Below are 12,655 nucleotides of genomic sequence, written 5' to 3'. Positions count from 1 at the left end.
CGCCTCCCGAGCCGCTCACGCTCAGAGCAGCACGCCTCCCACTGAGAGGGAGCAAAGCAAGATTCCTCTCGAATCGGACACTCGAACTCGCTACCTTGCCTTCGCGATACCTCATCGACTCGCCACTCTCACCGCTCGACGAAGGGCTCACACATGTCCCGATCCACGCGCACCTGCTCACTACGGTCTGCCGCGGCCATTGCCTTGACCAGTAGCTTTCTCTTCACCGGTTTCGGCGCCTCGATCGCACAGGCCGAACCTGCCCCCTCGGCTCCACAATTCGGCTCACTGGATCTAGGCTCCAGCAGCTTCGGCAGTGCCGAGCAAACTCCAGATGCCCCCCGGCTGACCGGGATCGACAACTTCCGCGATGTCGCAGGCACCGGCGCCGGATACTCGGGAACTTTCGGTCTGCCCGTGAACAAGGGAGTCTTCTACCGCGCGAACGCGATCACGCCCAAGGGCGATGACATGAGCGTTCTCGAAAAGCTTGGACTGACAAAGGTTTACGATCTGCGCACGGCACCCGAGATCGCCAGCAAGCCGGACGTCCTGCCCGACGGTGTTGCGTACGAGAACATTCCGATCCTGTCCGGGAACATCGCCGAGATGGTCGCGAAGATCAAGTCCCCCGAGGACTCACGATCGATGATGCAGGACATGAACCGCGCCTTCGTCACCGGAGCGACGGAGCGAGCCGGGTTCGCGCAGTTGCTGACCGGCCTCGCGGAAACCGAAGGTGCACAGGTCTTCCACTGCACTGCAGGTAAGGACCGCACCGGCTGGACGTCCTTTCTGCTACTGAGCATCGCCGGCGTCGACCGCTCGGTGATCGTGAACGACTACCTGCTGACAAACGAGTACACCGCCGAGGGCATGAAGGCCACGCGCGCGGGCATCGCGGCGAGCTTGGGCGAGCAGATGGCCGTCAACATGGAGCCTCTATTGGGTGTCGAGGCAAGCTATCTCGATGCCGGCCTCGCCCAGTTGGACCAGACCTACGGGTCGGTCGATCGCTATCTGACCGAGGGTCTGGGCCTGAGCGAGGCGACGGTCATGACGCTCAAAGCCAAACTGCTGGGCTGAGCGACACAGATGCCCCGGGTTCGACGAGGGACCGAACCCGGGGCACTGTGCTTCTCTGCCCGTGCCGTGCCGGATGCGCAGCGTCCCGTGCGTCAGCGAGATACGGCGATCACGTTGTTTCGGTACGCCCAGATGACGATCTGCACCCGGGTTCGCACCTGTAGCTTCTTGCAGATGTTGCTGATGTGCGACTTCACCGTGCTCTGCTCGAGGCTGAGGGAATCTGCGATGTCGTTGTTCCCCAAGCCTTGTGACAGCAACTGCACCACATCCATTTCACGCGCGCTGAGACCGTGATCCGATCCGGAGCGCGCTGAGGACATCGGTACCGGCTTGCGCCTCGCGAACTCCACGATCAGTCTCGACGTCAATCTCGGTGAAAGCACCGAGCCACCCTCGGCGACGGTCAACACGGCCGACGAGAGCTCTTCTGGATCGGCGTCTTTGAGCAAGAACCCTGCGGCGCCGCTGTCTAGCGCCTCGAAAACGTACTCGTCGAGATCGAACGTGGTGATCACGATGACGCGGGTCGCCGGAAACTCGGCAAGAACCTCCCTGGTCGCAGTCAACCCGTCGCCGTGCGGCATTCGGATATCCATCAGTACGACATCCGGACGCAGTGCACGCACCTGCTCGTACGCCTCGACTCCCGTCTTGGCATGCCCGACGACGCGAATCTCGGGGTGCCCGGAGAGAAACAGCTCGAACCCCTGCCGCACCACCTGCTGGTCGTCCGCAATAAGGACATCGATCATGCGTTGATCCTCCCGTTCACCGGCACCAGTGCCTGCACAGCCCACTCACCTTCCGAATTCGGTCCGGCGTCCAGTTGACCACCCATGAGCGTCGCGCGTTCGCGCATTCCCACAATTCCGAGGTTTTGCCCGTCGGAGGCCGGGCGAGAATTTCCGAGAGTATTGATCACCCGCACCCTCACCGCGCCGGCTTCCCGGCTCAGGCACACCTTGGACTCACTGCCCGGCGCATGGCGAAGGACGTTCGACAAGGCTTCCTGCACGATGCGGTAGCACGTCAACTGAACTCCGCTGTCCAGGTCGTCGAAGCGGCCGACTTTCTCCAACGAGATCGACGAGATGGTGCGCCTGCAGTCATCGACCAACTCGTCGATGTCGGAGACCATGGGCGTCGGGAAGTCGGGGTCTTCTTCGCCCAGGCGAAGGATCCCCACGATCTGCCGCAAGCTGTTGAGGGCCCGCTGACCCTGCTCGATGACGCCACCCAGCAGGGCTTGCGCTTGTTCGGGATTGCTCGAGAAGAACTTGTCGGCGGCACGGGCTTGGATGATCATGCCGGTCATGTGGTGAGCCGCGACGTCGTGCAACTCACGTGCCATGTCCTGCCGTTCGGCGACAACGGCATTCGCGATCTTGCGTTCGCGGTCCCGGTGCAGATCCGCTACCGCCTGACTGTTCTCCACTGCTTGCTTTCGCAGACGCGCGACGATCTTTCCCATGGCGGCGACGACCAGAAAACTCGTGACGGTGTTTGCCGCCGGCTCGAGGAACAGGTGGGGCAACTCCCCCACCTGAACCTCTGCGACCGTCAGCCCGTCCCGCTCGGTGAGATACATCGCCAAGATCACGTCCATCGCCATTCCGAGGACCAGCAGTCCGACCAGGCGCATGCCTGTCACCCGGATGGACACTGCCATGATCGCGAACCAGAAAAGCGGCGTGGCCCCGAGTGATCGACTCCCGAGGAAGAGCATCAATCCGCCGGATCCTGCCAACGTCAGGAGGTAGTACGCGATCGGGTACCGACGGCGCGTACACGCCACCACGGTCAACACCGTCAGGAAACCCATGATGCCGACGACGGTTCCCGGATCGCTCAGCACTCGATTGCTCGTCTCGGGTTCAGTCTTGAGACTGGCGAGACCGAACACCCACGGCACACTCAGCAGGCCCACGATCACGGCCGCTGTAGCCGGGTTGTTCAGGTTGAAACGTCCCCACCCTCGCGATGCCAGGGCTTGCCCCGAGACATACTGACCAGCCGAGTCGAACATCCACTCCCCATTCCGCATCCGATGATTGACGTTCATGGTGGCATGCGCGCACCACTTGGTCCCACATTCGGCGAACGTGAAGGGAATGTTCGATTCTCGGCTACAACCAAAGGACTAGTTCGAGGGCAAAAGTACTAGTACTTATGGATCAGCTGAACTGCTCGACCAAGCGGTTCACCATGTTGGTTGCGCTGTAGTAGTCGAGACGGAAGGTATCGAGTCCCACGGCATAGACTTGGTGATCACGAATTGCCGGATGCTGCGCCAACAGGGGAAGTGCCTCGACCGCATTCACCGCACCGTCGTCGGCGCTGACCAAGATCAGGGTGTTGCCCGCCATACCGTCGTAGAGGTTCTCGGCCGAGACCTGAATGATGTCCTTGCGCTTACCCATGGATTCACTGCTCTTCGCAGACTCGGGAATGTCGGCGACCGTGAAACCCATCGCCGTGAGCAACTTCGCCTGCCCGGACTCGTGCGTCCAGATATTGGCGCCGCTGCCGTCCTCGTAGTAGACCAGCGCAGTGGTCGGCTGGGGGGGAAGTGTGATCTTGGCCTTGGCGGCCTCTACTGCGCTGTCGAACTTCGCGACCGTGGCCGAGGCGTTGTCTTCGAGACCTGTCGCTTCGCCCAGCACAGCGGCTACTTCCTGCCAACTGCTTCCGCCGTAGTCCACCACGATTGTCGGAGCGATGGCCGTGAACTGTTCGTACAGATCGACGACGGAGTCGCCTCCTGTCGCCGAGACGACGATCAGGTCCGGATTCTGAGCCAGAACGGATTCCGCATTCGCGCCGCCCATTGGCAACACGGCAAGTCCGCGTTCTTTTGCTATGCCGCCCCACTGTGTGAACAACCCCTGCGCATCCGACACGTCGGTATTCGGTCCAGTCGATGCGGTAGCGACCACCGGTGCGTCGATCGACAACAGCGTGCCTGTCAGCGTCACACTGGTCGAGACGATCCTCTCCGGCTTCGACGTAATCTCCACCGGCCCTTTCGGTGTCTCCACCGTGCGCGGCCAATTACCCTGCGATGCAGCCGAATCAGAATCGGAATCGGCATCCGCAGAACTACACCCGACGAGGGCGAACCCTGCCACCAAGACTGCGGCGAGCACCTTCAAGGTGCGCGATTTTTTCATTGTGACGCCCACTGGCGGACCACTCCTCGAATTCAAAAGCCCATCAAATTAGGTTAGGCTGCGCTCATGCTAACTCAGGCGGTGACTGAATTGTCCGCTACCCTCGCGGCCTCGCCCGACATCGAGACGTCCTGGAATCGGATAGTGCAACAGGGCACGCCCGTCATCGAAAGTGTTGATACACAGACTGTTCGAGTCACCTTCTTCTGGCGTCAGCCCGAGGAGACGGAGATCGAGCGCGTCTACCTGGATGCAAATTCGCTGACCGACCATCACGCGGAACAACTGAGCGTCATGCAGCGGATCGGCGACAGTCCGGTGTGGTTCTACACCGCCGAAGTCTCGAACACCTGGCGCAGCAGTTACAGCATCATCCCGGTACCGAAGTCCGTAGTCGACGAGTTCGACTATCCGGGAGCAGGCAAGGAGGACACGACCCGCCGCACCCGCTGGTTGGGGCTGCTCGAACACCGCATTGCCGACCCACTCAATCCGCTCTCCGCGGGCGTGGACACAAGACGTTCCGTCGCCGAGATGCCCTCAGCGCCGGTCCAGTTCGGCTGGGATGCTCCGGCTTTCAGGAATTTCGTGCGGGTCGACTGGAACAGCTCGACTTTGAGCGTCGAGCGGCCGGTGTGGATCTACGAGACCGTCGACGACGGATTGACACCTCTCGAAGAACGTCCACTCGTGATACTTCTCGACGGGCGCCACTGGGCCGAGGTCATGCCTGCCGGCGCCGCCTTCGATCGTGCGGTCCAGACCGGCAAGCTGAAATCCTGCGTTCTGCTGGCTATCGATTCCGTTGACAATCAACGCCGTTCGCAAGAATTGCCGTGCAACCGCGAATACTGGAGCGCAGTCGTCCACGAACTACTCCCGCAAGTACGCGCCGTCACACCCTTCTCGTCTGATCGAATGCGAAACGTGGTCTCGGGGCAGAGCTTCGGCGGACTGGCCTCGATGTTCGCAGCACTCGAGTTTCCCGAACACTTCGCGCTGGTCGCCAGTGGATCCGGTTCATTCTGGTGGCCGACCGGATTGAAGCGCGGGGAGGACGGTCCGCCGGGTGGAGACATAGCCGCACGCGTCGAGCGCGACGGCGCACCGGACGGCTTACGCGTTGTCCTCGAAGTAGGTAAGCACGAGGCCGACATGGTCGGGCACAGCGCAGCCGTCGCCAGGGCGCTGGAGGCAGCCGGAGCGCAAGTGTCGTACCGAATTTTCGACGGTGGCCACGACTGGTTGTGCTGGCGCAGTGTTCTTCTGGACTCCGTCGTCGAACTGATCGGCAGTCCGTGAAATAGGTACGATCTCAGGGCATGTGATCTGGGTGCGTGCGATCTAGGCCGCCGTGATGTCACCCAGTTTCCACGTTCGATCGAAATAAGGTTCGAGAGGTCCGTAGAAGCGGAAATACGAGAACCAGTGCTGACCCGGAATGGTCTGAACCCAATTGGATTCCTTCCCTTCCGGAGCGGTCGGTCCATAGTAGAGATCTACCGAACCATCGTCGTTGACAACAAGATCGGGATCTCGCGAGCCACGGTCGCCTCGCCCTTGTTCGTTGTCGATCAGGCACCGCGTGTCGATCGAGTAGACCGTCGCGGACCAGAACAGCTTTGCCGGGACATCGGCAGGTACGTGGAGTGTGTAGCTGTTTCCGCCGTCCAACCAGTTGCCGTCGGCGTCGGAGTAACTACCCAGATATGCCTGACCGAGTCCAGGCGTCGTACTCTTCATCGCCTTGGAGAAGCTGACTGCCTCGTAGAACCACGACGCGCGTTCGTAGAACTCGTCATAGTTGCCGCCTCGCTGAGCGGAGTTGTCCAGAACAATCGCCAAGTCCCACTGACGATCCGGCCAGTAGCGCGAACCGGGGAAGCGTTTGACGAACGCATTCGCCTGAGCGAACACCTCCCCCACTTCGACTGCCCGCTGCAAGATCTTCCGCAAGCGATCATCCGGGGCAAACGGTTTGCCCTTCTCCATCCCCAACTGCCGAAGCCACGCCATCGGGAACCGGTCGCGCTCTTCGACAGGTTCGTCCTGCACGATGTCGTGCAAAAGTTCCCAGTACCGAAGGTCCCGCGGCTGAATTCCGCTCCAGGGCTTGCCGTCCGGTGAGACCAGTCGTGTGGGAGTCGGATTCTCGCGATCGGAGTAGGGGTACACCCGGACAGCGTCGACCAACTCACCTGAGCGCACCGGGTCGGGATCGAGCGTGCGGAGGCCGAACATGATGTGCATCATCGGGGAGTGGACAACGGTGTATTCACCTGTGTCCTCGGCACTCTGGCCTGGGCCGACTACCAGGGTCTTGCCGCCATTGCCTGCATCGGGGCCCATCTCACCGAGCACCGCGAATTCTCGTTGCCAGAAATCTGCGATGCCCCCCGCGGTCGGCCCCGGCGGCAACTCGATCACCAACGGACCCGTCGTACCGAGATCGAAAAAATTCAAGATGTACGGCGTCGTCGCGTTGGCGGTGATCAGGCCTAGTCGGTCACGATAGGAGCGGTAGACGACGATATCGGACGCAGTTGCTCCGAAGATGTTGGTATGCACGTCCATCCACTGCGCCCAGGACACGATGGGGATGGCCCACAAGTACGCCTGCACTGCTGTCTGGAAGTCGAGTTCGTCGAACACCGTTGCGATGTTTTCGCGAGCGGGAAGCTCTCCGTCCCTGGGGACAACTCCGGAGGAATACGTCAGTTCGATGTCGGCCATAACCAGATGGTGCGGGGAGAAACCTCGGCGCGAATCACCCGCGCCGGGTGAACCGCTAGTTCAGTGCGTCGCGAATGACAGCTGCCGTGCTGTCGAGAATTGCCCGATTAGGTGTGCGAGGTAGTGCGCGCAGGCCGAAGCCGTCGCCGCGATTTCGCGGAATGACGTGCAGATGAACATGGAAGACTTCCTGCCCCGCAACTGCTCCGTCGGAGAGGTGCAGATTCACTCCGTCGATGGGGAGAGACCCAATACGCATCGCCGCGGCGATCTTCTGCGCGACCGCAAAGATCCTGGCACCGTCGTCGGCATCGAGCGTGGACAATCCGCTGGCGTGACGCTTGGGCACGACCAGGAGATGACCGGACGTGAACGGCCGGATATCCATGAAGGCAAGGACATTCGCGTCGTCGTAGACGACACTCGCCTCGGCCTCACCGGCGATGATGGAGCAGAAGATGCAGTTCATGGTCTCCGCCCCTGTGTGCCTTTTTGGTAGTGGTGACTACCAGAAAGGCGCACGGGGGCGTAGCCCTTACAGAATCGGCGACGGCGCGTATGCCGCAGCTTCGGGGTTGGCGTCGACAAGTTTCCGGACCTCGGCGACAACGGCGTCGACCTGAGCAGACGCGGCGCCGACAAAGGCTGCCTTGTCGGCCAGAGCCTCGTCGAGTGCGGCGCGGTCGAGCGGCAGACGGTCGTCGGCGGCGAGGCGATCGAGCAGATCGGGCTCCTTGCCCTCTTCACGCATCGCGAGTGCAACTGCGACGGCGTTCTCCTTGATCGCCTCGTGCGCGGTCTCGCGTCCGACGCCGGCGCGCACGGCAGCCATCAGCACGCGCGTCGTGGCGAGGAACGGCAGGTACCGCGTCAGTTCCTTCTCGATGACGGCCGGGTAGGCACCCATCTCGATCAGGACGGTCAGGAAGGTCTCGAACATGCCGTCGATCGCGAAGAACGCGTCCGGCAGAGCGACGCGACGCACGACGGAGCAGAAGACGTCGCCCTCGTTCCACTGTGCACCCGCGAGCTCGGCTGCCATGGAGCCGTATCCGCGCAGGATCACCTGCAGTCCGTTGACGCGCTCGCACGAGCGGGTGTTCATCTTGTGCGGCATCGCCGAGCTGCCCACCTGGCCGGGCTGGAAGCCTTCGGTTACCAGCTCGTGGCCGGCCATCAGGCGGATCGTGTGTGCGAACGACGACGGGCCCGCACCGACCTGGACGAGCGCGGAGATGACGTCGTGATCGAGGGAACGCGGGTACACCTGGCCGACGCTGGTAAGTACGTGCGCGAATCCGAGGTGCGCGGCGACCTTCGCTTCGAGCTGATCGAGCTTGGCCGCATCGCCGTCGAGGAGATCGAGCATGTCCTGGGCGGTACCCATCGGGCCCTTGATCCCGCGCAGCGGGTAGCGGTCGATCAGCTGGCGCAGACGTGTCAGCGCAACCAGCAGCTCGTCGGCGGCCGAAGCGAAACGCTTGCCCAAGGTGGTGGCCTGAGCTGCGACGTTGTGTGAGCGACCGGCCATCACGATGGACGTGTACTCGGCAGCGCGCTCACCCAGGCGGGCGGCGACGGCGATGCCGTGGTTGTAGACGTGTTCGAGTGAACGCACGATCTGCAGCTGCTCGACGTTCTCGGTGAGGTCACGGCTGGTCATGCCCTTGTGGACCTGCTCGTGACCGGCGAGTGCATTGAATTCCTCGATGCGCGCCTTCACGTCGTGGCGGGTGACCCGCTCGCGGTCCGCGATGGACTCGAGGTCGACGTTGTCGATGACGCGCTCGTAGTCGTCGATGGCGTCGGCCGGAATGTCGATGCCCAACTCTGCCTGCGCACGCAACACCGCCACCCACAATTGACGCTCGAGCACGATCTTGTACTCGGGAGACCACAGAGCGACAAGCTCAGGGCTGGCGTAACGGTTGGCAAGGACATTCGGGATGCGGCTCACGAGGCCTCAGTCTAACGGGGGCCAAGCAGTGCTGTTACCCCCGATAGAGACCGAGCTAGACCGGCGGCGCCATCACGTCGATCGATTCCAAGAGCATTCCCCTGGCCAACCCCCGTGGGTCCGGGTCGTACTCCCCCAGAGCCGTGATCATCGCGCCGTCGACCATCGCGACGAGACGACGCAGTTGCCCCTCGGGAGCCGAGCGGCCCGAGCGTCGAAGCGCATCGGTCAACAGGTCGTCGAGCTGGGCGCGTAGGCGCAACTGCACGTCACGAAGTGCGGGATGACGGGCACACGCGACGAATCGTTCGTAGCGCGAAATCAAACGCTCGCGGCTCTCCGGACGCTTCTCCTCGTCGCCGAGCAGCAGTTCGACCAACAGTTCGACCGTTGATTCGGCGCCCCGCCGACGTTGGGTCACCGCAGCCACTCTGGCACGCATTGCTTCCATGTCGGCGTTGCCGTTGAGCTCGACGGCGCACGCGATCAGATCGTCGAGTGAGTCGAAGTAGTACGTCGTCGAAGCCAGTGGAAGGTCGGCCCTGGTTGCCACCGCTCGGTGACGAACGGCGTCGAACCCGCCCTCCAGCAATAGTTCAGCAGCGGACGCCACCAGAGTTTGGCGACGTCGTTCGCCCTTGGGCGTAGCTGCAGAAGACACCACGACATCGTGCCAGCAGAGGGCACCTCCGCATGGCGAAACAGCTCGAAGACCCTGCTGTTTGTTACCCGAGCCACTTCTCGAGGCGAATCAGCGCCTCCTGGATGTCGGCTGTCGCACCCGCGAACGAAAGTCTGACCATCCGGTTTCCGTGGACGGTGTCGAAATCGATTCCGGGTGCCAACGCGACCCCGATATCTGTCAGCAACCGCGCACACCACGCGGTGGCGCCCTCGTCGCCACACAGATGGCCGATATCCGCGTAGACGTAGAACGCGCCGTCGGCAGGGGCCAACTCCGTGATGCCCAGTTTCGGCAGTCCGGTCAACAGCAGTTCACGATTGACGGCGTATCGCTGAACGTGTCCGTCCAACTCGACCTTCGCCTCGTCCGAGAACGCCTCGATCGCGGCGTACTGCGAGATCGCGGGCGGACACACCGTCATGTTCGACGCGAGTCTCTGCAGCGGGCGTCGCAGGTACGTCGGCACCAACATCCACCCGAGTCGCCAACCCGTCATCGAGAAGTACTTGGACACCGAGCCGATCACAACTGATTCGCGCGAGGTCTCCCAGGCGCTCGACGTGTGCTGATCGCCGTACCCGATGCCGTGGTAGATCTCGTCCGAGATCAGAAGGGTGCCGTGCTGCTCGCACCACGTCGCCAATGCAGCGAGCTCCTCGGGCGAGATCACCGTGCCCGTGGGATTTGCGGGGCTGGCGACGATCAGACCGGCAGGCGGCGACGGCAAAGCCTCGAGCATTTCCACCGTCGGCTGGTATCGAGTTGCCGGCCCGCAGTCGAGTTCGACGACGTTGCAGCCGAGAGCGGCAAGGGTATTGCGGTACGCGGGATATCCGGGGCGAGCAACCACCACGGTGTCGCCCTCGTCGAACGCGGCGAGGAAGAGCAAGGTGAACGCCCCGGACGAACCGGTCGTCACCACCACGTCTTCGGCGTCGACGGCGATTCCCGAGTGCTCACTGTGGTAGCGCGCAATAGCTTCGCGCAGCGGCAGGATCCCGAAAGTCTCGGTGTATCCGAGTAGTTCGGTGCCGAGAATCTCTCGCGTCGCACGTAGTACCGGTGCGGGAGCGGGCGTCGACGGTTGACCGGCAGCCAACGTCAGAACGTCACCATGTGTCCGCTGACGTTCGGTCGCGGCCTTCCATACATCCATGACATGGAAGGTCTGGATATCTGATCGACGAGATTCTGAGCGCACACTCCGACGGTAGCCGAACCGTGGTGCGGCAAGAAACGACGACCACCCATTGTGACGATCCGACAGATTCAGGCACTCAGCATGAGTCGATTCAACGAGACCTGGGCCACGTCACTCGCGCAACATTGATCAACGACATCCTTCGATCAAAAGGTGCATCAGATGAAAGCTCGCTCAGTGCCCACCGCGGCTCTGGTCACGATCGGCGTTCTCACGGTTGCCTCGTGCGGAAGCACCTCTGATCCTGGCGGCAATTCTTCCGGCGATTACGCGAAGGACGGCAGCTTCACGACGATCGTGAACACCGACCCCGGGAACCTTCATCCCCTGATCACCAATCTGACTGCCACGCAGGCGATCAACAGCTATACCAACGACTCGTTGTTGGCCATCGACCCCAAAACCCGCGCAGCGGGCCAGTATCTGGCCGAAAAATGGAGCGAGAACGGAACTTCGCTGAACTTCACCCTCAAAAAGGGGATCACGTGTGAAGACGGCACGACCTTCACTGCCCAGACCGCAGCGAACAACATCAACTGGGTCGTCGACAAGACCAACGGCTCGCCGTGGTTGGGAGCATCCGTACCCGAAACTGCGGTAGCAACCGCTGACGGTGACGAGCTCACGATCAAGACAACGGAACCCGCGCCCTTCCTCCTCGAACGCATCGGCGCTCTCAAGTTGGCGTGCCAGGCAGCGCTCGACGACCCTGCCAGTGTTCGAGGCAGTAGCAACGGAACCGGACTGTTCAAAGTCACCGAAGTAGTGGCCAACGATCACGTCACCCTCGAACGCCGCGACGGATACAACTGGGGACCGAACGGCGAAACCACATCGGACACGCTCGGAGTGCCCAAGACGGTCACGATCAAGGTCGTGACCGACGCCGCGACGACGGCGAACCTGGTCCTCACCGGAACGGTCAACGCGGCCCCGGTTGCCGGCTCGGATATCGAACGTGTGGAAGCTTCCGGCCTTGAATCGATGACGTCCAACACCCTGAGCGGACAGTTCATCTTCAACCACAATGCGGCTCTCCCCACCAAGGACGAGGCCGTACGCACCGCACTGGTGCAGGCGATCGATCTCGACGATTACACAGACATCAACACCGGTGGCAAAGGCTCACGCGCTACGGCACTGGCAGTAGTCGATCCGCGGGCGTGCGACTTCGACAGCGTCACCGGTGTAGTTCCGAAGTTCGACATGGCCGCGGCGAAGAAGACTCTCGCGGACGCCGGTTGGAAGCCCGGATCCGACGGCGTCCTGACCAAGGACGGTCAAACGCTGCAATTGACGGTCATCTTTGCCAACTACCGCGACACCACTTCTGCAGCAGCAGAATACGCAATGAAACAGTGGCAGGAGCTCGGCGCGAAGGTAGAGCTTCGCGGAGGTGACAACAACTTCATCATCTCCAACACATTCGCGGCAAAAGACCTGACGTCATGGTCGATCTCGATCGGACTGACCGTCCAGAGCGACACCCCCAGCATCTTCGTTCCGTACTTCGCCGGCCCCACCCCACCGTCGGGTGTCAACTTCGCATCGATCGACAATCCGAAGTACACCGAACTGGCAGCGAAGGCCTCGGTTCTGCCCGGGCAGGAATCCTGCTCGGTGTGGAAGGAAGCGGAACAAGCACTGTTCACCTCGTCCGACGTCATTCCGGTGTCCACATCGCCGAACTTCATGTTCTTCAACGGCGCGACGGCCCTGTATGCACCGATTGGCGGCACCCTGGCCGGCCCTGGCATCCGCGTTCTGAAATAAGCCGGAAGACAAAGCTTTACGTCTGCATCTATTTCTCCGATTCGAAG

Annotated in this window: 11 protein-coding genes; 3 read left to right on the top strand and 8 right to left on the bottom strand. The window is 62.0% G+C overall.

The genetic code is table 11. The features are described from left to right. Positions 1-153: 153 nt before the first annotated feature. Complete coding sequence (locus ACFQ6Y_RS16450; protein WP_378634615.1) at positions 154-1,086, top strand: tyrosine-protein phosphatase; 933 nt, start codon at positions 154-156, stop codon at positions 1,084-1,086. A gap of 92 nt (positions 1,087-1,178) precedes the next feature. Here ACFQ6Y_RS16450 and ACFQ6Y_RS16445 read toward each other — a convergent pair whose 3' ends face one another. From ACFQ6Y_RS16445 to fepB, 3 genes are all read right to left on the bottom strand, one after another. Beyond that, positions 1,179-1,841 (bottom strand): response regulator, encoded by a 663-nt coding sequence (locus tag ACFQ6Y_RS16445; protein WP_378634612.1) that lies wholly within the window; start codon positions 1,839-1,841, stop codon positions 1,179-1,181. Further along, positions 1,838-3,115: a sensor histidine kinase gene (locus ACFQ6Y_RS16440; RefSeq protein WP_378634608.1), complete on the bottom strand. Its 1,278-nt coding sequence runs from the start codon at positions 3,113-3,115 to the stop codon at positions 1,838-1,840. Before ACFQ6Y_RS16440 ends, ACFQ6Y_RS16445 begins: the two co-directional genes overlap by 4 nt. A gap of 148 nt (positions 3,116-3,263) precedes the next feature. Continuing rightward, complete coding sequence (gene fepB, locus ACFQ6Y_RS16435; protein ID WP_378634603.1) at positions 3,264-4,259, bottom strand: Fe2+-enterobactin ABC transporter substrate-binding protein; 996 nt, start codon at positions 4,257-4,259, stop codon at positions 3,264-3,266. A gap of 66 nt (positions 4,260-4,325) precedes the next feature. On the opposite strand from fepB, the gene fes reads away from it, so the two are divergent. Continuing rightward, positions 4,326-5,561: an enterochelin esterase gene (gene fes / locus ACFQ6Y_RS16430; protein WP_378634598.1), complete on the top strand. Its 1,236-nt coding sequence runs from the start codon at positions 4,326-4,328 to the stop codon at positions 5,559-5,561. 42 nt (positions 5,562-5,603) lie between these two features. Here fes and ACFQ6Y_RS16425 read toward each other — a convergent pair whose 3' ends face one another. The 5 genes from ACFQ6Y_RS16425 to ACFQ6Y_RS16405 all read right to left on the bottom strand — a co-directional run bounded on the left by ACFQ6Y_RS16425 (position 5,604) and on the right by ACFQ6Y_RS16405 (position 10,835). Next, positions 5,604-6,992, bottom strand: a complete 1,389-nt coding sequence (locus ACFQ6Y_RS16425; protein ID WP_378634592.1) for a DUF1254 domain-containing protein — start codon at positions 6,990-6,992, stop codon at positions 5,604-5,606. A 55-nt stretch (positions 6,993-7,047) separates the two neighbouring features. Further along, positions 7,048-7,461: an HIT family protein gene (locus ACFQ6Y_RS16420; RefSeq protein WP_378634587.1), complete on the bottom strand. Its 414-nt coding sequence runs from the start codon at positions 7,459-7,461 to the stop codon at positions 7,048-7,050. A 66-nt stretch (positions 7,462-7,527) separates the two neighbouring features. Further along, entirely contained in the window at positions 7,528-8,949 is a 1,422-nt protein-coding gene (purB, locus tag ACFQ6Y_RS16415) for an adenylosuccinate lyase (RefSeq protein WP_378634584.1), read from the bottom strand. Positions 8,950-9,004: 55 nt separating this feature from the next. Further along, the gene (locus ACFQ6Y_RS16410; protein WP_378634579.1) at positions 9,005-9,610 is read right to left on the bottom strand and encodes a TetR/AcrR family transcriptional regulator; all 606 of its coding nucleotides are present in this window, start codon (positions 9,608-9,610) and stop codon (positions 9,005-9,007) included. Between the two features lie 64 nt (positions 9,611-9,674). Continuing rightward, positions 9,675-10,835 carry a pyridoxal phosphate-dependent aminotransferase gene (locus tag ACFQ6Y_RS16405; RefSeq protein WP_378634575.1) on the bottom strand — a complete coding sequence of 387 codons (1,161 nt, stop codon included), beginning with the start codon at positions 10,833-10,835 and terminating at the stop codon, positions 9,675-9,677. Between the two features lie 162 nt (positions 10,836-10,997). Between ACFQ6Y_RS16405 and ACFQ6Y_RS16400 the strand changes: the two genes are divergently transcribed. Beyond that, positions 10,998-12,608 carry an ABC transporter substrate-binding protein gene (locus tag ACFQ6Y_RS16400; protein ID WP_378535338.1) on the top strand — a complete coding sequence of 537 codons (1,611 nt, stop codon included), beginning with the start codon at positions 10,998-11,000 and terminating at the stop codon, positions 12,606-12,608. Positions 12,609-12,655: the final 47 nt, after the last annotated feature.

This window comes from Rhodococcus sp. NPDC056516 (genome assembly GCF_042794655.1).
Taxonomy (GTDB): Bacteria; Actinomycetota; Actinomycetes; order Mycobacteriales; family Mycobacteriaceae; genus Rhodococcus_F.
Note: the sequence above shows the minus strand (reverse complement) of the source record. Positions and strands in the feature narration are given on the sequence as shown.

Bases quoted from the DNA above. Each gene is read 5' to 3' on its own strand.
- ACFQ6Y_RS16450 (WP_378634615.1), top strand. From the start codon at position 154: ATGTCCCGATCCACGCGCACCTGCTCACTACGGTCTGCCGCGGCCATT.
- ACFQ6Y_RS16445 (WP_378634612.1), bottom strand. From the start codon at position 1,841: ATGATCGATGTCCTTATTGCGGACGACCAGCAGGTGGTGCGGCAGGGG.
- ACFQ6Y_RS16440 (WP_378634608.1), bottom strand. From the start codon at position 3,115: ATGTTCGACTCGGCTGGTCAGTATGTCTCGGGGCAAGCCCTGGCATCG.
- fepB (WP_378634603.1), bottom strand. From the start codon at position 4,259: ATGAAAAAATCGCGCACCTTGAAGGTGCTCGCCGCAGTCTTGGTGGCA.
- fes (WP_378634598.1), top strand. From the start codon at position 4,326: ATGCTAACTCAGGCGGTGACTGAATTGTCCGCTACCCTCGCGGCCTCG.
- ACFQ6Y_RS16425 (WP_378634592.1), bottom strand. From the start codon at position 6,992: ATGGCCGACATCGAACTGACGTATTCCTCCGGAGTTGTCCCCAGGGAC.
- ACFQ6Y_RS16420 (WP_378634587.1), bottom strand. From the start codon at position 7,461: ATGAACTGCATCTTCTGCTCCATCATCGCCGGTGAGGCCGAGGCGAGT.
- ACFQ6Y_RS16400 (WP_378535338.1), top strand. From the start codon at position 10,998: ATGAAAGCTCGCTCAGTGCCCACCGCGGCTCTGGTCACGATCGGCGTT.